At 62.6% G+C, this 20555-nt stretch carries 25 protein-coding genes; 4 read left to right on the top strand and 21 right to left on the bottom strand.

What is annotated here, in order from left to right:
• Positions 1 to 2: 2 nt before the first annotated feature.
• From HHL08_RS21940 to HHL08_RS21840, 21 genes are all read right to left on the bottom strand, one after another.
• Positions 3 to 1427 carry a conjugal transfer protein TraH gene (locus HHL08_RS21940; RefSeq protein WP_169575093.1) on the bottom strand — a complete coding sequence of 475 codons (1425 nt, stop codon included), beginning with the start codon at positions 1425 to 1427 and terminating at the stop codon, positions 3 to 5.
• Positions 1428 to 1474: 47 nt separating this feature from the next.
• Positions 1475 to 2038, bottom strand: coding sequence for a hypothetical protein (locus HHL08_RS21935; protein ID WP_169575092.1), 564 nt, complete (start codon positions 2036 to 2038; stop codon positions 1475 to 1477).
• A gap of 35 nt (positions 2039 to 2073) precedes the next feature.
• Positions 2074 to 2961, bottom strand: coding sequence for a conjugal transfer protein TraF (locus tag HHL08_RS21930; protein WP_169575091.1), 888 nt, complete (start codon positions 2959 to 2961; stop codon positions 2074 to 2076).
• Positions 2958 to 3554, bottom strand: coding sequence for a S26 family signal peptidase (locus HHL08_RS21925; RefSeq protein ID WP_169575090.1), 597 nt, complete (start codon positions 3552 to 3554; stop codon positions 2958 to 2960). The genes HHL08_RS21930 and HHL08_RS21925 overlap by 4 nt, the downstream gene beginning before the upstream one ends.
• Complete coding sequence (locus tag HHL08_RS21920) at positions 3526 to 4122, bottom strand: type-F conjugative transfer system pilin assembly protein TrbC (RefSeq protein ID WP_328804732.1); 597 nt, start codon at positions 4120 to 4122, stop codon at positions 3526 to 3528. The genes HHL08_RS21925 and HHL08_RS21920 overlap by 29 nt, the downstream gene beginning before the upstream one ends.
• Positions 4123 to 4387: 265 nt before the next feature.
• Positions 4388 to 5482 carry a conjugal transfer protein TraN gene (traN, locus tag HHL08_RS21915; protein ID WP_169575088.1) on the bottom strand — a complete coding sequence of 365 codons (1095 nt, stop codon included), beginning with the start codon at positions 5480 to 5482 and terminating at the stop codon, positions 4388 to 4390.
• Positions 5479 to 7410 (bottom strand): hypothetical protein, encoded by a 1932-nt coding sequence (locus HHL08_RS21910; protein WP_169575087.1) that lies wholly within the window; start codon positions 7408 to 7410, stop codon positions 5479 to 5481. The genes traN and HHL08_RS21910 overlap by 4 nt, the downstream gene beginning before the upstream one ends.
• 319 nt (positions 7411 to 7729) lie before the next feature.
• A complete protein-coding gene (locus tag HHL08_RS21905) occupies positions 7730 to 8743 on the bottom strand; it encodes a TraU family protein (RefSeq protein ID WP_169575086.1) in 1014 nt (337 codons plus the stop codon).
• Positions 8740 to 9342, bottom strand: coding sequence for a conjugal transfer protein TraW (locus tag HHL08_RS21900; RefSeq protein ID WP_169575085.1), 603 nt, complete (start codon positions 9340 to 9342; stop codon positions 8740 to 8742). Before HHL08_RS21900 ends, HHL08_RS21905 begins: the two co-directional genes overlap by 4 nt.
• A 58-nt stretch (positions 9343 to 9400) precedes the next feature.
• Positions 9401 to 9637, bottom strand: a complete 237-nt coding sequence (locus HHL08_RS21895; RefSeq protein WP_328804731.1) for a hypothetical protein — start codon at positions 9635 to 9637, stop codon at positions 9401 to 9403.
• On the bottom strand, positions 9634 to 10014 hold the full coding sequence (locus HHL08_RS21890; protein ID WP_169575083.1) for a hypothetical protein: 381 nt from the start codon (positions 10012 to 10014) through the stop codon (positions 9634 to 9636). The genes HHL08_RS21895 and HHL08_RS21890 overlap by 4 nt, the downstream gene beginning before the upstream one ends.
• Positions 10011 to 10337, bottom strand: coding sequence for a hypothetical protein (locus tag HHL08_RS21885; protein ID WP_169575082.1), 327 nt, complete (start codon positions 10335 to 10337; stop codon positions 10011 to 10013). The genes HHL08_RS21890 and HHL08_RS21885 overlap by 4 nt, the downstream gene beginning before the upstream one ends.
• A complete protein-coding gene (locus HHL08_RS21880; protein ID WP_169575081.1) occupies positions 10334 to 12856 on the bottom strand; it encodes a TraC family protein in 2523 nt (840 codons plus the stop codon). Before HHL08_RS21880 ends, HHL08_RS21885 begins: the two co-directional genes overlap by 4 nt.
• The gene (locus HHL08_RS21875; RefSeq protein WP_169575080.1) at positions 12853 to 13458 is read right to left on the bottom strand and encodes a TraV family lipoprotein; all 606 of its coding nucleotides are present in this window, start codon (positions 13456 to 13458) and stop codon (positions 12853 to 12855) included. Before HHL08_RS21875 ends, HHL08_RS21880 begins: the two co-directional genes overlap by 4 nt.
• Positions 13459 to 13484: 26 nt before the next feature.
• On the bottom strand, positions 13485 to 14813 hold the full coding sequence (locus HHL08_RS21870; protein ID WP_169575079.1) for a TraB/VirB10 family protein: 1329 nt from the start codon (positions 14811 to 14813) through the stop codon (positions 13485 to 13487).
• Complete coding sequence (locus tag HHL08_RS21865) at positions 14810 to 15529, bottom strand: type-F conjugative transfer system secretin TraK (protein ID WP_169575108.1); 720 nt, start codon at positions 15527 to 15529, stop codon at positions 14810 to 14812. The genes HHL08_RS21870 and HHL08_RS21865 overlap by 4 nt, the downstream gene beginning before the upstream one ends.
• A 37-nt stretch (positions 15530 to 15566) precedes the next feature.
• Positions 15567 to 16196, bottom strand: coding sequence for a TraE/TraK family type IV conjugative transfer system protein (locus tag HHL08_RS21860; RefSeq protein ID WP_408021799.1), 630 nt, complete (start codon positions 16194 to 16196; stop codon positions 15567 to 15569).
• Positions 16197 to 16207: 11 nt separating this feature from the next.
• Complete coding sequence (locus HHL08_RS21855; RefSeq protein WP_169575077.1) at positions 16208 to 16474, bottom strand: type IV conjugative transfer system protein TraL; 267 nt, start codon at positions 16472 to 16474, stop codon at positions 16208 to 16210.
• A gap of 129 nt (positions 16475 to 16603) precedes the next feature.
• A complete protein-coding gene (locus HHL08_RS25395) occupies positions 16604 to 16918 on the bottom strand; it encodes a hypothetical protein (RefSeq protein WP_206378038.1) in 315 nt (104 codons plus the stop codon).
• Positions 16919 to 17114: 196 nt separating this feature from the next.
• Positions 17115 to 17921: a DsbC family protein gene (locus HHL08_RS21845; protein ID WP_169575075.1), complete on the bottom strand. Its 807-nt coding sequence runs from the start codon at positions 17919 to 17921 to the stop codon at positions 17115 to 17117.
• Positions 17918 to 18199 carry a hypothetical protein gene (locus HHL08_RS21840; RefSeq protein ID WP_169575074.1) on the bottom strand — a complete coding sequence of 94 codons (282 nt, stop codon included), beginning with the start codon at positions 18197 to 18199 and terminating at the stop codon, positions 17918 to 17920. Before HHL08_RS21840 ends, HHL08_RS21845 begins: the two co-directional genes overlap by 4 nt.
• A 360-nt stretch (positions 18200 to 18559) precedes the next feature.
• Here HHL08_RS21840 and HHL08_RS21835 point away from each other — a divergent pair, with 360 nt between their 5' ends.
• The 4 genes from HHL08_RS21835 (at position 18560) to HHL08_RS21820 (ending at position 20503) form a co-directional block, all read left to right on the top strand.
• On the top strand, positions 18560 to 18973 hold the full coding sequence (locus HHL08_RS21835; RefSeq protein WP_169575073.1) for a hypothetical protein: 414 nt from the start codon (positions 18560 to 18562) through the stop codon (positions 18971 to 18973).
• 159 nt (positions 18974 to 19132) lie between these two features.
• Complete coding sequence (locus HHL08_RS21830) at positions 19133 to 19546, top strand: helix-turn-helix domain-containing protein (RefSeq protein ID WP_051520135.1); 414 nt, start codon at positions 19133 to 19135, stop codon at positions 19544 to 19546.
• A gap of 14 nt (positions 19547 to 19560) precedes the next feature.
• The gene (locus HHL08_RS21825) at positions 19561 to 20211 is read left to right on the top strand and encodes a GntR family transcriptional regulator (RefSeq protein ID WP_169575072.1); all 651 of its coding nucleotides are present in this window, start codon (positions 19561 to 19563) and stop codon (positions 20209 to 20211) included.
• 160 nt (positions 20212 to 20371) lie between these two features.
• Positions 20372 to 20503 carry a benenodin family lasso peptide gene (locus HHL08_RS21820; RefSeq protein ID WP_161774400.1) on the top strand — a complete coding sequence of 44 codons (132 nt, stop codon included), beginning with the start codon at positions 20372 to 20374 and terminating at the stop codon, positions 20501 to 20503.
• The last annotated feature ends 52 nt before the right edge of the window (positions 20504 to 20555 follow it).

Below are 20555 nucleotides of genomic sequence, written 5' to 3'. Positions count from 1 at the left end.
CCTCACCGGTTGCGATTGGCGTTGGCGCCAACGGCGTCACGCGCATCACGGTCGCGCTGGCGCACCACCCCGGCATAGTTGGCCGAGAGGTTCGCCTGGTTCATGGCCGCGATATAGGACTGGCGCATCTGTGCGCGCTGGCGCAACACCTCGTCGCGCAATTCGCTTAGCTGCTCGATGCCCTTGGTCAGGATGCGCGTCTGGCAGATGTTGGTGTTGTCCGCGTCAGCCGCGCCCGCCGTTGTCACGCCGCGCTCGGCATTCTGGAGCGCAAAGTCGATAGAGCGGGTGAGATCATTGAGCATCTGATAGGCGAGGGTGAGGGCGACCAGCTCGTCGGTGTCGGCGATCACGCTGTCGGTCAGGCCCTGCCGCACGCCCCATTCGAGCAGGCGGTAGACCGGCAGGGTCCGCACATTGGCGACGAACTGCTTTTCTTCTGTCGTCAACGCGGCGCGGGTACGGATCTTGGCGGCCACCGATTCCATCCTTTCCCGCGCCAGCAGCAGCGCGCCGCGCCCGGCGCCGTTCACCGAGCAATCCGAAGCGGTCGCGGGAATGTTGAGCGCACGGGTGGGCACCCGTCCGGTCAGGAAATCATCGGCGCTCTCGCTATCCTGGCGTGGGCAGGCGGGGATTGCCGAGAAGAGCGGCACCTTGTCCTTATCATCCCAGCGCATATAGACGTCGCCCACCCGTGCTCGCATCACGCCCGCCCAGTCGGACGCGCCGACGCGCGCGGCAGCATGGCCAAGAAGCGAGCCGGTCTTGAAGATGTCAGTGACCTCGGCCGGGCAATTGGCGAGCGCGTCCTTCAAATCCTCGGTCGGATTGCCCTTATTGGCCTGGATCTTCTCGCGACTTTGCTGCCAGCTATTGGCATAGCCTGCACGGATCGACTTGTAGCCGGTCATCTCCTCGACGATCCCCGACATATTATCGTCGCCCCTGGCGATCTGGACCATGCGATTGGCGAGACGGCAGTCATTCACCTGGATGGAATTGAGATAATTGGTCGCCGCCTCCATCTTTGAAATTATATTTCCCATTTTCTCGTCGAGGGTTTCGAGAAGATATTGGAAAGCGACGGCGGGCGCGGCCTGCAGGATCGTTTCCAGCTTCTGGACCAGATAGTCGGGGTCGAGAAACGACATGCCCCCTAAAAACATGTCGATGCCGCCACAGCCCGCCTTCACCTTGGGAAGCGTCAGGCTCATCAGATAGTCGTCATGCACGTCGACGCGACCCGACATGCCGCCCGCAGTCACATAGCCGCGGGTCTGGTCCTCGAAGCTGCCCGGCGAGGCATAGGTGACATTATCGAACCAGCTTTCGGCCCAGCCTTGCGCATAGGCAGGGGCGGAGTGACCGCACGAGGCGACAATGATGGAGAGCGTAAGGATCAGACGATGTGAATGATGTCCCATGGCAGGCTTCCTCATGAAAATGGACATGTGACGCTGCCCCGCCATGATCAGCGTCGCTTTGGGTTAGAGGAGGTCAGCGCCCTCACGCCGACGATCCCGGTAAATTTCGACATGGCGCGCACGCCAACCGCTGCCCGGGTTCCAGTCAGCATGCGGGCGGCAAGCCAGGCGTTGCGCGCGATATTGGCGCCATGATCAGTGCCGATCGCGATCGGCACCATGCGGCTCGGGTCGGCAAGCAGCCTGACCCATGCGACCGGGTTTCCGACCCAGGGAATGCCGAGACGTCCCGATCGCAGCATCGCTTCCTCTTGCCCCAGCGTCCGGACCTGCCAACCATAGCGGGTGCGGAAAGCGGAAAGCTTGGTCCACAGATCGCCGCATGGCAGGCAGCCGGGCGATGTGCTCATCTCGATAGTGTAGAGCGACGCTTGGCCACGCAGCATGCTCTCGAAATCGGCAGGAAAGTCTCGCGTCACCGGCACGCGGGCCAGCCAGAGACGCATGTCTGCGGCTGTCGACGCCGGATGAATGGCGGCTCGCCTGGCAAGGTCGCGATCTGCCTGTTGTGCAGCGGCCATTGCGGGCGTCTGCACTGATATTGTGAGCATGAGAGCCCAAGCAAACCGGGCTTGGCCAAGGCGCGTCACGGCCTTGGCCCTTGGGCATCGACGAGGTCGCCGCCGATCACGCGCGGATCGGTCGCGGAGACGGGTCCATTGGCGAGCGCATCGAAAAAGCCGTCTTCTTCGCCGGCTCCCGTCAGCCATTGTTCGGGTCGGATGTCGCCGCGCAGCAGCCGGACCGCCTGATAGGCCATCTGGGCGAGATTGGGATAGGTCTCGACGCCTGCTGCGATCACCATGCGCTGGGCGCTGTTCCGGCGAATAACCATGGTGGTCGGCGTGACTTCGACCCCGAAACGTTGGCTGAGTTCGGGCTTGCGGTCGAGATCCATGAGGCTGACCTGCCAGCCCATATCCTCCTGGAACCGCTGCACGATCGGCCATTGCACCTTGCAGTAGCCGCAGGAGTCCCGTGCGAACATGACCAGCGCAAATTCCCCGGCATGCGCGCGCAGATATTGGCGGCGGACCTGATCCTTATGCGCGCCCAGCGCATCGCGGGCCTCGCCCACCATCGGATTGGCGGCCCGGGCGTTGAGTTCGGGGTGAGTGAGCATGGCAAGCTGGGTCACGCCGGCAAAGGCGCGCGCCTTGCGCCGGGCAAAATCCTGCAGCCGCCAGAAATCGGCGACCGCATCGATCGTGAGAATAGTGGCGGCATAGTCGCGCTGCTGTTCGATCAGCTTGGCGATCCGGGGCGGCGCCCATTTGGCCAGTTCAGCCATCGGCGGTATGACGGGTTTTGGGATGACATCATCGGCCGCTTCTTCCGCAGCGTCGGCTTTGGGGGTTTCATACCACCAATAGCCCCGCGTCCCGCGATCTCCCGGGCCTGGAGGCGCGGGCTGCGCACCCGCAATATCGACGGGCAGCAGCAGCAGGACACCCAGAGCGAGGAGGCGCTTCACAGCAGCTTCTCCATGCGGGTGAGCCGCGCAATGGAGACCGGACCATAATAGCGGCTGTCATATCCGTCGGGATGGCGCGAGCCGACGAAGATCATGCCATCGGGAATATGCGGATTTTCCGGCCGCCAACGGTCAAGCGCCTTGCCGCTGCGCGATAAGGGTTTGGCGACGCCCATCAGCCTGCCATTGCAATAGTACCACCCGGTCCAACCGCGACCCACGGTGGCAGGCTTTTCAATCATCATGATCCAGTCGCCTGGCAAGCACAGCGCATATTTGGTGACATTCACTGGCTTGGGGCCGGCAAGCGGATCGGACAGAAGGAACGAGACGAGGTCGCCGTGACGGATCGGGCCGGGGGAGCGGTGCACGACCCAGGCATCGATGGAGGGCGTCATAACCAGGGTTATCTGCGGCATCGCCCACCAGGCAAAGAGGCCGATGGGCAGCACGATCCCATAGGCCTTGAAAAGCTGACCCGGACGGGGCGGCTGCCCAGGACCAGCAGCGCCCAGCGCCACGGCTGCGCGCAGCGGCAGATCCTTGAGTTCGCGCCAGACCCGGTTACCGGCGCGCCATGTGAGCAAGAGCATCCTGCACCTCCGCCTTGCCGCCAAGGCGGCCATATTCCTCAAGAAGCCCGGACAGGGCGGCATCGCCCAGCACAAGATGCGCTGCACGCTGGCTCGCCTCGTCGCGCTCGCAATAGGGCCGGGTCGGATCGCCGGGGATCATCGCCAGCGCCGGCACCTGGGTGACGCGATGCCGCCGGAAAATCAGTGGATCGACGATCAGCTGCACGTCGCGCATGGCGCAGGCGGGACCTTCGCATCCCGGATCGCGGCGCAGTATCGCGGCCGACAATTGCGCCATCGGTCCAACCTGCCGCATCCCGCCCGGCATGCCGCGAAAAGCCATGACACCCCTGGCCCGTTCGAGCTGCCCTGCGTAAGTGCGCAATGTTTCAACCGGCATGGAGGAGGACACGAACAGTAGCGGGACCCACTGGTTCGCGCTGCTGCCGGAAACAACGCCAGCCAATGCCGCTTCTTCGGGCTGTTCCAGGCCCAGGGCCTGCGCGATACGCCGACTGGCGGTCTCCCGTTCGATGGCAAGGGCTTTGCGTGCCGCCGCGACGTCTGCCTTGACGCGATCCGCCATGGCGGGATCCTGCTTACGCCGGCTTATCCCCTCGAACGCGCGGCGCTGCGCCGCGGCGTCAGTTTTGACGGGTAGAACCGGTGAAGATGGCGCAGACGCCTTGGCTTTGCCGACCGCGCGTTTTACGCGTTCGAGGGCCGCATCGCCCTGGTCTTCAATCCGCGTCCGCGTATTTTGCCCTGCCGGCTGACTGGCCACAGCCTGCGGTTCACTTGCTCGCACCGATGCGGGATAGAGCGCGAGAGCCGCCAGGAGCAGGGCGCGGCTAGTTGCTGATCGTCTGCATATGGGCATCGATCTTGTCCTTCATCTCGATCTGGATGTCAGATTGGGCGCGCGCCTCGATTTCCGCATAATATTCGGAGAGGTCCATTTTGCTGAAATCGAGCGCCTGGAATTCTTGCGGGCTAAAGCCCCGGCAGTAGGGTTGCTTCGCGGTGCCCCAGCCGATGGCGCTAAAGGCCTTCAACTGCGGGCGGCCCTGTTCCTGGATGATACGGCCAAGCTTTGTGTTGAAGCAGCAATGGCCCCGCGCCTTCTGGACGCACACGCCAAGGATGCTCGACGAACAATAGCTGCCGATCTCATGGCACATGCCCGAACCGCGCAGCATGCCCACTTCCATATCCTGCTGGTCGCAGCCCTGGAGCAGGAGATCGATCATGAAATTGACCGCAAGACTGATCGCGATCGATGTGGGATCGATGCCGACAATGATCGCGTTGGCACCGGCACTTGCCGCCTGGCTTGCGGTCGCGCCTGCCTTGAAGGCAGTGTAGGCGGCTTTCATGCCGGTGAAGACGCCCTTGGCGACCGCGATCTTGGTCGTAATCGACGAGATCGAACCACCCATGCCGTCCTTCACGATTTTTCCCTTGTCCTTGCAGCAATTCTGGAAGGTGGTGCTGAGCCCAGCAGGACGGCAGCGCGCGGCGCGGCCGGAAAAAATCTCGATCGTGCCAAGGCAATTGCCATCAGCATCGACGGCACCGTCGGCTGCGACACCGGGATCATCCACCACCGGCTCCTCGACGATCGGATTGGCGCTGGTGTCGATACAAGCGTTGACCGAGCAGGTCGGCGCGCCGCCGCTCGCGGGCACAGCGCAGGCATATTGCTCGCCGAGGGGGCAGCGCATTGCTCCACCTTGATCCGCCTCACACGGTGTTTCGCCGATGGGGCACATCCATCCGCCCGCGCCGGTCAGGTGACAGCTTGCCGTCTCGCCGTCGTCCGCCGCATCGCCATTGCCGTTAAGATCGACAGCGCAAAGCTGCTGGGCGATCGCGGCACCGGGGAACACAGAAACAGCGCCCGCGAGGAGGATCAGCCCCAAGAGCAAGATACGCAGCGACCTCATCGCACGGCACTCGTGCAGACCATGTCGGCACCGCCCAGATGTACGGTCTGCATCATCACTACCGCTTCGGGAAAATCATCGATGCAGCCACAGCCCTGCACCAGTTCCTCGCCCTCGCCCGCAGGGCAGACACCGTTCTCCTGGCAGGCGTGATAATGATAGTCCCAGCCCATGGGATCGCTCTGTCTGGAACCGGTCACGCCATCGGGGGCTGCGGCTATATTGACCTGCGCCTTGCGGGTTTTGCAGATGGGCTCGCACGCATTGACGCTGCCGGACACGGGCAAGGAGAAATTGCGGGTTGTCAGGCTATGGCTGCCATCGGCATTCGTCACCCGGTCAGCGAGCAAAGTCTCGGTCGAATGATCGATGATATAGGTGCCGCGCGAGAGATCGGGCTTCGGCACCGCGCCACTATCGACCGTGCAGGCGTAGCTGCGCTGGCGTTCGAAGAAGGCGCGGCTGATCGTGGTCGCGCAGGCGCCGGTGCCGATCAGCCGCGTCTGGGGCAGGGGAGTGAGCCCGGTCTTGACGCCGTTGCGATAGGTGATGACGCCATCGACATCCTCATCGTCGAGACGGCAGGCGTCATTGGCTGCATAGCCTGAACAGCTATCGACAAGCTGCTCGCTCGTCTTGCAGCCGGCGTCCACCTTCGCTTCGATCGCGGCATAGGCTTCGCCGCCATCGGCAACCGCTACCCGCAACCAGATATCATGATCGCCTTGCGTCAGCCTGGAGGTGAGATCGAGGTTGGGATCGACATAGAAAGCGCTCTTCTTCTCGCATTTAGCGGGCGGAAATCCCGACCCGGTCCAGACTTCCGGGCCTGAGCCAACCAGTTCGCCATCGATCCTGATCTGCGCCCAATCGTCCCCGCCAAAGCGGGTCAGAAGCACTTGTTGAAGCCTTGCGGCGTCCTTGACCCGCAGCGTCATATGAAAATCGATCAGCGTGCAGGATCCGCCAGACAGACTGTTGTCGGAGGGCGAACCCATGACGAAGGTGCGGCTGCTTGGATTTGCAGCATAGGTTGCGTAGCCGCCCGCCACGCGATCGATGATCATCTCGGCGGTCATCTCTTCCTGAGTGATCTGCCGCGTGATGGCGCAACTCCGGCGCACCTGCGATGTGCCGGTTCCGGTTGAAGACGCGACAAGTGCCTGGAAAATGCTGCTCGTTCGCGCGGTGCCAAAGGCGTCGCCTGCCATGGTCCCGGGATTGGCCTTGTAGGCCGTGGCGCCAATCTGGGGTTGCGCCGTGCAGGATGTGGTTTGCGCGCCGGTATAGCGGATGAGCGGGCCATCGATGGACGCCTGCGCGATGCCGATACGCGGATCGGCCGTGGTGAGCGCGCCGACAACGCCGCCGCCCAGATCCTTGAGGATCGAGGCCATATTGCCCCAGACCAGATTGCTGCCGCAGCTATTATTGACGCAGTAACAGCCGGCCAGATCGGTCAGCTCGACCTGGGACAGCTTCAACGATCCGGACGCCGAAGCGTCCCAGCGGAAGAAGCGACACGCGTCCCAACTGCCCGGCGCGCAGGAGATGATCCCATTGGCGCAAATCCCGGACGTGGGAACCGGGACGGTCAATGCCTCATCGAAGCTCCCGTCGAGATCGCTGTCGCGCGAGATGCTGAGCGTGCCGATATCGCCGGTGGCGCTGGGCTGGGCGAGCAGTTCGAGCAGCGTCGCGCTTTTCTTGCAGGCAAGATTGGGGGTGAAGGACTTTTTGGTGTCGACGGTGGTGATGGGCTGTCCCGCCAGACCCGGCGTCACATAATTGCCAAGCAGCGCGTCGCTGTCCGCGCTCTTCGACCGCGCTGCGGCCGCCGCAGCGCGGGCGCGGTCCTGCGCGGTCTGAGCATGCAGGGGACTTGGCAGACTGAGCGCTGCGACAAGGACGAGGGTAGCTGGCCTCATGGCCGGTTCTCGCGTAACGCGATCTGCCGCGATCCGCGCCGCAGCCGGAACAGAAATATAGCAGAAACGGGGTCGGCACGCTCTGCCCGGAATACAGCCTGACCTTCAAAAACGGTCAGCGTGGCCACGACCACATGCGGCGAAGAGGGGCGCGCCGTATGATCGTCTGTATGTGTGGCCACGCCAACCGTCCGACCGGTGCCGCAGGGGGGATGCGACACCGGCCTGACCGCATGGGGAACGCCTGGCTCGGTGGAATGACGGGCAGACCATCGGCTGATGCCAGGCGAGGGCATGCGGATCGGGACAGGCGACCTGTTCATGGCGTCGAAACCCCGGCGCAGCAGATCGTCTTTTCAAACAGCATGAACTGGGCATTGTCCTTGCCCGGCGCATGTTTGGCGCTGGTCCAAAGCGCGCCTGGCCGCCCGACATTGACGCACTGGCCACCCTTGACCGGTTCCATCAGCTGGAACTTGTAGCGGCTCTTGGTCCAGACCGGCTGCGGGATGAACGAGCAGCCGTCCGCTGAACTGACGGTAAGGGCACCAAGCCGCCCCATCATGAAGACGCCGCGCGCGGCGAGCCCCGCCCAGGCCTCGACGCTGTCGCCAAAATGGATGTCGCCAGCGATCGGATAGGTCGCGCCCCAGGACCCCATGCACCAGAAGAGCGGATCGACGACCTTACCCGCAGCCGCCGCAGCGCTGTCGGCCATGCAGGCAAGGCCGGCGGCCGGATTGCCGAACAGGATCGCCTCTGGCTGGATGATCGCGCCCAAGGTCGCCGACTGCCAGGTCGGCAGGACCTCCGTGATCAGCGCCACGTCGAAGCCGTCATCCTCGATGCAGGGCAGGTCGGTGAACATGTCGAGCATCTTCCAGACCGGCGCGATATAATAGTGCATCTGCGCGAACATCTTGCGCGTGTTAGTGCCGTCGGAAAGGCTGGTCTGGCTGCCTTGCAGCCTGCCACCGGTCGGCATGATGTCAGCGCCCAGCGCCATCATGCAGCCAGGCTCGGTCACAACATCGACCATGCGATTGGGCGACCAGAAGCTGACCTTCACACCGAACCAGAAGGTCACGCCCTTGCGACAGGCGCATAAGGGCTTGGAGGCCGATTGCGCGTCGAGCGCCTTGCCGAGCGGGTCGGTCGGACCCACCTTCACCCCGCCGATGGTGATCGGGAAGATGCAGTTCCAGCGCACCTTGGTGATCGGATTGAAGATCGTGCCCGCCTCGCATTTGGAGGCATGGGCGGGGGACGCGATCGCCAGTGCCGCAAGGGCTGAGCCCAGCGTCAAAACGCTTCGGACAGAAAGCATCTTCATCGCGCAGCCCTCCCCAGGCTTGGGGGCATGACGACCTCGGTCAGCGCCAGCTTCTGGCCCGCCTGCGCGACGATCACCGGTGCGACCGTCAGGCCAAGCCGTGCCTTCACGCGCTCCTCGAGCAGGAACAGCGCCCGGCCGTGTCGCTCGCCCAATGTGATCGCATCGGCGTGCGTATCTGCGGCCTGGGAAAGACCACCGGCGGCGAGCAGGATGAAATCGGCGGGCCTTGCGGTGCGTAGCGCCCAGGCCAGATCGCTGGGGTGCACGATGATCAGCCGTTGGGGCAGTGACACATAGGCAAGCGGATTGAAGCTGTAGCCTTTGGCGTAAAGCCGCTTTCCGCTCGGCAGCCGGATATCCTGATCGAGGGTATATAAGGGCACCACCGTTCGGCGGCGATCGTCGCGGGCGATGCCGAGCGTGGCAGGTTTCATCGCCGACCAGCGCTCGCGCGGGCCAAAGGCGGCTTTCATGTCGGGAACATGCGCGGCGCGGCTTTCGATCTCGCTCAGCGCATCGGGCTCGGCGATCGGCCAGGTGCGGCCGATAATGCTGGTCGCGGCTGTGACGGGGGCGTGCGTCAGCAGTCCAGTCATCAGCGCCAAGGGCGCTATTGCCCATAGGGCATGACGAGGGCGCCCTGGGCCCGTGGTTCTAGCGATCACGACGCCGTCTCCAATATGGCGCACGGTTCTCGCGCCCCTCGCCGATAGCGGCGCTAATCAGCGCCACTATCGCAATGACCGCTAGGACCGCGCCGAGAATGCGGACGACCGCGGGCACGGCGGGTAACTGCCAGGCGATGCAGGTTTGCACGAGCACAAGGCCCTGGCTGCCGATGAGCAGACGGATGGGTCCTGGCGCGGGCGTGGCCGAGAAGATGCCGTTCACATCCGCCTCCACCGCTGGATGATGGCATGAAAGCGCTCGGCGATTGCATCCCAGGGAATAAGGATCAGACCTGTCGAGCCCGCGCCTATTCCGGCGCAGATGCCGATGAAGATGCCTTCGGCAAGCGGTGCCTGAAAGAGCCACGCTGCGGCAAATGCGCAAAACGCGGCATTGGCGATGCCGCCGGTCACCAACATTGTATAGCTCATCCGCGCAAAGCGGCGTTCCGCCTGGATGACCGAGACGATCGCCTGCGCAACCGCGTCGATCCCAAGCGCCGGGTTACTCACGCTCCTCGCATAGGCCAGAAGCCCATGGACATCGTCTCCGACGTCCAGGCCAAGATCGAAGCCATTGCTGTGATCGGCCTTCATCACGCCCTCCATTGCCGCAGGCGTGAGAAGACCATCCCGCATGCGCCAGACAGGCCGATCAGCAGCATGCCGCTCGCACAGCAGGCGGCAGCCACAAGGATGCCTGCCCGTATGGCCTGCAGCGGCTGCTGATGGAGCGCGATCCCGGCTATGATGACGAGACTGCCCATCATGCAGGTTTCGATGGCCACAAGCCGCAGTCGCCAATGGAAGGCGGCGGCCTCGGCGCGACGGGCGACACGCGCTTCGATCATCGCTTCGATTGCCGGGTCATTTTCCCAGTCGAGCGCCAGCTGATCGGGATGGGTTGCAGGCTTGTGCGTCATGCCGCCCTCCCGCCCTGGCGAGTATTTCCGCCCAGTATTTGGGCCGGATCGACACCGGCCAGTTCGCAGACCGCTTCCAGCGGATTGCGACCGGCCCGCACCAGCGCCTCGAAGGCGGCAACCTCGTTGGGCGCAGAAGTATTGATCCAGTAGCTGAAGGGGTCGACCACCAGTCGCGCGATGCCGAGGCCCAATGGACTGTCGATGAACACTTCGGAATAGTTGGGCTTGGCGTTGCGGACCGATTTCAGGAGATCGAGGACGAAGCCTGAATAGTCGAGGATCTTGTTGTCCACCGCCTTGTCATAGGTGGAGCCCTGCAGCAGGAATTTGGTCGCGGCATTTTCCAGGATCACCTGTCCGGTGCCGCCAAAGAGCATGAGGTCGTTCATGCTCTGGAGCACGATGCCAAAGCTCCCCTGATATTTGCGCGCGCGGCGATAGCCCTGGCCGAATGCCTCGGCGAGACGGGAGAGATCCTGCCCGTCGCTGCGGGTCATGAACTGCGCGGCCTCGTCGCACAGGACGAAGCGGGGTTTGTCGCGGGCCGAGAGATAGAGTTCCTGGGTGACCGCGTTCACCACCACCATCACGATCACGTTGAAGAGGTCAGGCAGCGCCTTCAGGCGTTCGAGCTCCAGCACCACAAATTCATCGCGTGAGATGTCGAGCGTCGAAGGACCGTTGAAGAAATGGCCATAGGCGCCCTGCGACCCGAAATCGCGCAGGTTGAACGCCAGTTCGCGCGCGACCGGTACGAGATGGTCGACCCGGTCGAGGTCGGAGGCTGCATTGTCGGGATAGCGGCCGAGCCAATGGCGCACCGCGTCGATGCCGTCTTCGCCGCGCCCGCTATCAACGGTCCATTGGACAGCGGATTTAAGGAGGTTCCATTCCGATGTGGTGACGGGCTTGCGGGTCGAGGCGTTCGCCATTTCCGCGACGATCGCGACTGCCATGGCGATCGCCGACTGCTTGTCTTCGCCATCGAGCGCCAGCCCCATGTCGAAAGGGTTGAGCACCAGGCGCTCCTCGCCGATGTCGATATAACGCCCCGAGCAGAGCGTGCAGAGCTTGCGGTAGCTGCCGCCGATATCGATGATGCGGATCAGCGCGCCCTGCGCATAATATTGCTGGCACAAATTATTGAGCAGGAAACTTTTGCCTGCTCCGGACTCAGCCGAAACGATGAAATTATAATTGTTGATCCGCGGGTCGAAGAGATCGAGTGTGATGAGCTGCCCCTTGCGGCCCACGTAGAGGAGAGCCGGGCGGCCGCCGCCGCGAAAATCGGTCTGGACCGGCGCCATGAGGCTGGCGGCCTTCACGGCCATGCGAAAATCGCGCTCCAGCAGTTTGATTGTCTGCTTTTCGGGATAAAGCCCGAAGGGCAGGCTGGCAGCGAGCAGCACGGGCAGCAGATAGCTTTCCTCCTGCACCATGAAGGGCAGGGGTTCTGATTCCCATAAGCGCTTGGCGCGTGCTGCCATCTCACGCGCCTGGGCGCTGTCGCGGCCGAATACCCACATGGTAGGGATCACCGAGACGAAGCGGCTGTTGGACGCTTCATCCAAGATCCAGCCAATCTCCTCGATCTGCTTGCCGACCTCGACCGCGAAACTGCCCGCGGCCTTTTGCGCCGAGAGGATCTGCGCGCGCTTGTGGATTTCGAACTGGGAATGGTCGAACAGTATCGAGAGGCAATAGAGGAATGGCCCACCAATCTGGTCGCTGTCCTCGGCGCTCCCGCGCATCCCGCCCATGAGACGGTTGGCGCGCTCGGCGGTGATCCGGCGTGCGGGTGCCTTGGGCGTGAGGCAGCGCGCCACCTGGTTGCCCATAAATACTTCCGGGCCCTCGAAGCAGAGGTCAGGCCCAGCCTCGATAATCTGCCGCGCGATCGATGGGGCGGGCATGCCGCCCATGCTTTCGCTGAGGAATACCCCCGGCGCGGGCGCGAAGACGCCGTTGAAGATCCGGCGATAGAAGCTGACCAGTTCGTCGGGCGGTAGCCGCCGGATACCCATCTTCGCCAGTTGCTCCTCGACCTGGCGGCGCAGATCAGCGCCGAGCTTCACCCGCGTCTTGATCGCGAGGAACAACCGGAAGTCGCGTACCGGGATGGCATGGAGCGCATCCAGGCCCCTCGTGCCGCTGCGCAGATAGTCGGCCGTACGCCGGGCCGAGGCCTGGACCAGCGGGTCTGGTCTGACCTTCATATCGAGATAGGCATCAAGCGCAGGATCGATCAGCGGATCGGCGAAGGTGATGAGCTGGAGGACCGTGCCTTCGGGGAAATGGATATTGAGCAGCCCGAGCAACGCCTGTTGCACATGGGCGAACATATAAGCGGACGGAACAAGCTCCCAGGCCTGGCCCCAGCCATCGTCGATGCAGAGGAAAGCTTCCTCCTCTTCGACCCAGGCGACCATCGGCAGGAAATCCGAATAGGCGTCGCGGGTCACGGCGGCGCGCAGGCGCTGATAGCTCAGACCCTTGTGGCCGGGCCGCGCGCTCATGGCCGTTTCTCCGGATGGATGGTAAGCGGCATGGCCTCTTGCGTCGGCACGTCTGTGCTGCCCGGTTCGGGCTCGCGCATCGTGCGCAGCACCGGTGGCGCAGGCGTTCGCCCGCCCGGTTCCACCAGATAGTCGCCTACGACCCAGGCGGGCCGGTCGATGATCGAATAGACATAGCGCGCCATATAGAGCCGGTCGGGGCGCTGCTTGTCGGCATAGGGCAGGATCAATGTCCGGATCGTGCGCGAAGGGCGCAGCATCGGCGATCCGGGAGCCTCGATCAGCGCGCCGACATGGCCCTGGCCAGGTTGCGATATAGCCTGGGGTGTCGCCGCAGCCCTGGCGGGCCCCATGTCTCTGCCGCGGCCTTGCTTCTTGTCCGGAGCGAGCAGCTTGCGATCATGGGTGACGGCAGGATCGGATCTGGAGGCACGGCCTGCGACCGCATCGGCATAGGCTTGGCCCGGATGGATGCACTGGCCATGATCGCTATTCTTGCACGAGAATTTCTCGCTATAGGGTGACATCACCGATCCCATGGTCGCGCAGCCGGGCAGCGCGAGAAGGGGCAGCAGGAGGAGGCAGGGTCGGAGTATCTTCATGACTTTGTCTCCCGTGGGCGCGGACATCAGAATTTGACTCCCGCGCCGGGTTTGATTTCGAGGGTGGCGCCCTCCTGGATCACCACGACCACATCCTTGGCGGCACCCACCTCGACGATGGGACCAGCCTGGCGGGCGAGATCGAGATAGAAGTCCGTGAGCTTGTCGGAGGATTTGGAGAGCCCGCCGGCAATGCCCGTCCTTGCGGCGTCGCCCGCATCAAGCGTGCGGACCGTTCCCAAGGCTGAGGTCGAGGTGTTGCCGAACGTGCTTTCGACCGATTGCGAGATGCCGCTGATGGTCCCGGCGATGAAGGCGCGCGCCAGCGTCGCCCCGGCCCGCGTCACCACCTTGCCCGACAGGCCCTTCTTGCCGTCGGTATCGACAAAGAAGCCCTTGACCGGTTGATCGACGATCGAATGCTCGTCGAAATCCACACAGGACAGCGACACGAGCTGGACCTCGACCCGCTCCTTGGCAAGACTCCCGGTGGCGTTGCCGACCACAAAGCAGCCCGCTAGGTTGGCCTTCACCTCATTGGGCAGGACCGCGGGCGCCTGCACCCTGGCGATGATGGGTTCAGGATTACTGGTCGCGTCCCGGCTCGCCAGCGCGTCGATCCCGGTCAGGAGCCGCGCCTTCATGAAACCAGGCGGTAAATAGATCGTCCGACTCTTTTTTTTGGACGATGCGGCATGGTCGGTCGCGCCCTGCGCCACGACCGGACCGGCAGCCGAGCCGATCGCGCCGACCGTTTTTTCGACTGGCGGTGCTGGTGGAGCAGGTGGCGCAACTGGACCGGAGGGCGGCGCAGGCAGCCTGTCGGCATCCGCGCTGATGTCGCCGGTATCGGGCGGGTAGGGCAGAGCTGGAACGTTGTCGGGCAGGGCGGGGGGCAGGTCGCCATCCATGGTCTGTCCGCCTGGAGCCGTTGTGTTGCCCGTGAGCACTTTGCCTTCCTCGATCGCGCTGACCCGGTCGCCCAGCAGCTGCTGGCCATCGAGGACCTTTTTCAAATCCCCGCGCAGTTTGACCTCGAGACTGTCGCCGCGCAGCCCCGCACCCATGTTGAGCGATGCGGCGGGATCGGTGGGCTTGACGTCCTCCTTGCTGCCGGATGCCGCGTAGAGTCCGATCCCGAGTGCGCCGACGGCAACGCCAACGGCGAGCTGGCGCGCGCGCAGTTTCTGCCGCGCTGACATTTTGGCCCATTGCGCCTTGAGGTCGAGCAAGGCCGGAGACGGACGGCGTATGGCCTCATCCTTCGGTCCGGCGCTCTGAGCGGCAAGATGGGCTTGATAGGGCGACAGGCCTTCCGGCGTCTCCGCTGCACCTTTGTTCTTGTCGCCGCTCATTGTCCGGCACCCCGACGGACCACGACAAGTCGGGCCGTTTCGTCCGCATCAAGGCGGACCCGGTCCAGCGTGACCGAAAAAATGCCTGCCCCAAGGGCCGGATCGACGAGCTGGCGCTCGTCCAGCGTCACCGCTGCCGTGGTTCGCACATGATATTGTGAAGCTGAAAGTCCGGCGCCCTCGACGGCGATACGGCGTTGTTCGGTTATCGAGAGGCCCGGCAGCGCTGAAATGCCGACCGCGTCACCCGACGGCGCGACCTCGCTGAACGAGGCAGGGATGCGATCGTCGAGCAGGGCCACGGTGATGGAGACAGCGCGATCTTCATCGGCGAGCGCAGCCATCAAGGCGCTATTGGCCTGGGCACGCTGCCGCGCGCCGGGCACAAGTATCACCGTCTGCGCGGGAATTTCCGCCGGCTCGGCATAGAGCGGGTAGGTCGCGCCGTTGCAGTGCACAAAGAACTCGGAAGGTTGCGTCACATAGCTGCGCGTCACTTGCCCTGCGTCGTCAATCTCGCGGGCGAGGAACTTTATCCAGGCGTCCGATCCGCCTTTCTCGACGGCAAGACCCTTTTCGGCCGAGAATTTGATATCCTCGATCTCGCCGCCCTCGCACACGACATGGTTGATGTCGCGGTTGGAGAGACGGATCCGACTGGTCTGATCGGGCAGCGCATGGAGCGTCTGGCCTGAGGCCGGGATCGCCAGCAGCATGAACCCGGTTAGAGCGGCGCACGCTCCTATGCGCTGATTAGCGTGTTTCGACATCGAATTGCTCCTCGGAAAGGCGCGTCAGCCAGAAACGGCCATTTTCGATGCCGTAGCCGATGCGTAAAATGCCCCGGAATTTGCGGATTACGCCGCCGATGACACGGACCTTCTCGACCGGGACGACGATCTCATGGGCGGTCCAGCGGACCGGCTGATCGCCCCGGATATAGGTGGCGATCGACAGCGTCGGGTTGTTCGCCAGTTCATCGAGCATGGCGTTGAGGCTGTCGCGCATCGCGCCATAGGCGGACGGGTGAACGAGCCCCAACAGCTCCTGGAACTGCCGATCGGCCGAGTAAGCCGACCAGGTGCCCGACAGCGCGACGATGTTGCGCGTCATGGCGACGATATAGGCTTCGGACGGTGTATTGCCCGAAACGTGAAGATCGCCGGTGGCTCCGAACGGGACGATCACGGTCCGGGCATTCTGGTTGGTCGTGTAGATGACCACGCCCAGCACGGCGGTGACGCCGAACATGCCCGCAATGGCGACCTTGAGCAGGCGGTTCTCCTCGAACAGGTTCGCCGAGCCCTGCAGGTAGCGATGGATGCCGTAGCTGGCCGGTTTGCCCAGCAGCGGATCCTCGTCCGTCTTTTTGTGCCCGAACATGCTCATGGCGCTCACTCGAAGAAGCGGGTCTGGGTGGGACCCGGATAATAAGGAAAGGAAACAAGACCCCAGCGCCAGGCGAGATGGGGGAGATAGCCCTTGGGCTTGTTCCGCTTCCACGGGATGAAAAGGAGAAGGGCAGCGATCAGCGCCCAGCCGACAAGTCCGCCCACGATCGCGGCCACGAAAATGATCGAGGTCGCGAGCAGAAACTCGTCCGATCCAAACCACAGGATCTGGACGGGCCGATGCAGATATTGCGGAAGGCGTTCGTTCATCTGCCCTTCTCCTCTTGGCTTCATGACACCTTCAAAGGTATCATTTTCCAGGAACCGACCATCGGTCCCCAGCCTGTTGCCGGTGGGGGAAGCGCCTGGTCAGCCAGGTGCCTGCCCCACCTTCGCGTCTCAGATGACCATCCCGAAGGTCTGGAGAATGGAGTCGGCCTTGATGAGGCAGACGGCCGCGACGATGGTCGGGATGCCGATCATGATATTCGAGAAAAGGCGCGAGACGCCGAACAGGAAGGCAGCGACGCCGCCCACAAATCCCATCGGACCTTTCACGCCCTGGTTCACGACGATATCGTATATGTCGTAACCAAGATCGCCCTGGGCAGGTGCCGAGAAGGCATGAAGCGGGCCACCCACCAGGGCCATCGCGCCTAAAGGGAGGCCGACATTGGCCACCGCCAGGACCTTGTTGCCAAATTTCTGCATCATAGCATTGCTCCAAAAAGGAGCCGTCCAACCTAAGCCTGCCGGCATCGAAGGAAGATCGGTGTCGGCCGGGGCGTCGGTGGACGGCTCCATGAGCCCGCCGCCGCCGGCATCCTGGTTCATCCGCGCAGGCCAGTTGGGGCCGGGCCGGATGCCCTCCGCAATGAGAGTGTGCGCCGCCGCGATGACGCGCGCCTGTTCAGCGCCGCGCATCGGACACTGCCTTTGCGAGCGCAGGCTTCGCGTGCCGATGGAGGAACGCGTCGAGTTCGGCCTGCTGAAAGCCCGATATGAGCTTGGCATCTGCGATCAGCGTTGGCGTCCCTGACACGCCCACTTTGGCGACCAGTTCAGCGTCCTCCGCAACCTTGGCACGGCCCTGCGCGCATTGGCGCAGGACGGGCGGTGTCTGGCCTGAATAGGCCGCGCGGAAGGCCGCCTCGCGATCTGTCGAGCATAGGATATGCTCGGCCTTGGCAGCAGCGGTCGGATGGATGCCGCTCACGAAGAAGATGAGACGCCTTACCGGCTTGCCCTCGGCGGCTTTGGCGCTCCAGAAGCGGTCGAGCGCCTGGCAGTAGGGACAATCCGGGTCGGTGAATTCTATGACCGTGGGCGCATCTGCAGGGCCGATCGCCAATGCCTTGGCAGGGTCGATGGCCTTGAGGCGGCGCGTGGCGCCCTGTTCCTGCGCCAGCGCGGTCAGGTTGACGCCGTTGCGGTCGTAGACCGTAGCGAACAAAAGATGCTCACTTTGCGGCGCATAGTAGATGATGCGGCCTCTGGCGCTTGCCTGATACAACTGACCCGTGACGGGAGCCACGGCAAAATCCTCGAACTGAAGATTCGTAAAGGTCTGATGGAGCTTCGCCTCGGCTTCTGATGCGGCTGCCCTTAGTATCGCAGCCTCATCGGCTGGGTCTGCGATTGCTAGGCTGGGCGATACGGCCAATGCGGCTCCTGCGAGCAAAGCGAACAGCGACAGCGGGTGAGATGTGACCGTCATGGGCGTTGCTCCGGTTTCCTGGAATTGAGCGAGAAAAGCGCGGCGTCAATGCCGATGGATCGTCCGATCGGCACTGTTGTCGGCCGGGCCAATTGCCGCCGCGGCGTGGCTGCTATGATCGCATAGTCGCCGCCGACGTTGCGGATGACGCGTGTCGCCCTGTCTACGGCGCGGGTTGATCGGACGAAGGCCTCTTGTTTTGGAGCCGCAATGGAGGGCATAGTGACGGCCATAAGAATGACGAAGGTCGGTGGCCTGTTTGGGAATCCGCTGGCCATGGTTCATACCTCCTTGGACTAGAGCGGCCATTGGCCGCCTGGATGAAGGGACTGTGTGACCGGGGAGCTTCGTTCGTTCGGGTAGACTTGCCATCACCGGTCCGTTGAAATGGATCGTTGTCCAAGCTTCCCCAGCCCTGCAATGGCCAGGGCAATGTCGTGCCGGTGCAGGGTAGTGACGTGCCGCTGGAAGGCAGTGAGATGCCGCGATCAGGCAACATCATGCCGAATGGGCACGTCAGTGCCGATGGGCCGTTCACAATGCTTTGATCCCACGCTGCTCCCACGGCTGGGCACGGCGTATTTTCAACGGGCATGCGGGCTCAATTCGTTGGGCCACCGCGGGGAAAGGAGGCATCTATGGCCGCGCAGGCGACACGAAGTTACAGGCTGACAATGTCCGAGTGCGGGCTAAGCCTTTTCTTGCAGTGTCATTCACGGTTCTGCACCGCCGCTCATGATCTTTTGTCGTACGGCAATACCTTGCATGCGGCCGTCACGCTGCTAGCCGCTCGGGACCTTGACGAAATGGTTGCCGACCTTGCCGATCCCGATATTGCGCGCCTTTCGGGGACTATGCAGCATTATGTAGGGGCACCGCAGGAGCTGGGAAGCTTGGCCCGAGAAATCAGAGAGAAGGTCTCGCGGGCCGGTGCTATGTATGCGCCGCCTCTCAGCACCGTGTATGTCGCAGCCGTAAGTCATATGAGCGTCGCCAGCGAAAGGGATATGCGTCGCCTATGTGCGCTGTTGCGCCGGCCTCAATCAGCATGAAAAAGGATGACTGTTCATTCGTGATACCTGGAATGACAGGAGAAAATTCGTCTCAGATTGAGAACGATAGCCTTTGACCGCATGAGCAAAATGCATAGCCTATCGTAATCGGGTAAGTGCCATTGGGAGTTTCGAGACAATGTCCGGGGGTGCCTGTACATGCAGACTCGAAAACTTCAGACCAAGGATGACGGGCTGGTTCTCTCCACGATCAAGGAGATTTCCGGCAAGCGCATCGAAGAGCGCCGCCGACGTGACCGGATCACTCAGCCCCAGCTGGCTCGCGCCGCCGGGGTTAGTGTTAGATGGTTGCGGGAGATTGAGGCGGGCAATCCAAAATCCAAGCTGGACGAGCATTTGGCATGTGCACACCGGCTGGGGCTATCGACGGCTCATATCATGATCCCGCTTCTTCTCATGGAGCGAAAAATGTCGATCCCCCAGGAACTGCTTCTCGACGAGGACCTGTCCGAGCTGGAGGATCGCTGCATCGCTCTCATTTATGAACATTCGTCCAGCACGATCAGCAGGCGCAGAGCCTCCTTTTTTACAGATGCGGGCGATCAGGAATAAGGGCTTGTCGCGCAATGTCTGCCGAACCGATCACCGCCGATCGCATTTACCGGCGGCTCAAGCAGGATATTCTGGACGGTATATTGAGACCAGGCGCGCCGCTTGTCGTGCAGGCGCTCGCCGATCATTATGGTGTCAGTATATCACCCGTACGCGATAGCGCCCACCAACTCGTTGGTGAGCAAATCCTGGTATCGAACCAGGGCGGCGGTTTTGTTGTGCCGCCTGTTACTGCCGATATGCTGCGTGATCTCTACACCTGGCACGGATATCTGGTGCGACATGCGCTCAAGGCCAAGGCGCCATTCCAAGGTGATCTCGAACCTATCAAGGCGCTCGACCGGCATGGGCCCTTTCATCCCCGCGAATTACGTGATGCGGCCAATAACCTGTTTTCCTTTATCGGAAGCCGACCCAAAAATGCGGTCCATGCACGCGCAATCATCATGGCAGGTGACAGATTGGCTATCGCGAGACTCCATGAGCCGCTTGTTTTCGACAATGTCCAAGAAGAACTGCTGTCGATCTGGAACCTGACAGAGATCGGTCGCGATGCGGCCGTCCGGGAGGCTATCTGGGCCTATCACCGACGCCGAATAAGGCGGGCTTCGATTGTCGCGCATCAGATCCTATCGAATATATCCAGTTTTAACACGCCGAAATGAAATTAGATTTCCCAATCATGCAACAAAGCTTGTTGGCGTACGCCAGCGACCAACAGATTAGCGCGCATATTGAGAGCTTATAAGATCGCCAATATGTTGAGCTGCCACCTAAACTTCTCGTCGCTGCCACTTGGTAGCTTTTTTGAAGATGGAGGTTGTTATGGAACATCTGGAAAATATCGAGGGTGACATGATCGATCTGGGCGGCGCGAGCGCCGAAACGCAGGGCATTGGCCTGGTCGATCAGGACAATCCCGCTGGTCAGCAGCAGACCGGCATTCTCGACGAATAATCGGTCGACCCGGCGCGCGTTTTAGCGCGCCGGGTCATATTCAAGAATTTTA

It is taken from the genome of Sphingobium psychrophilum (assembly GCF_012927105.1).
Classification (GTDB): Bacteria; Pseudomonadota; Alphaproteobacteria; order Sphingomonadales; family Sphingomonadaceae; genus Sphingobium; species Sphingobium psychrophilum.
This window is presented reverse-complemented; position numbering and strand designations above follow the sequence as displayed.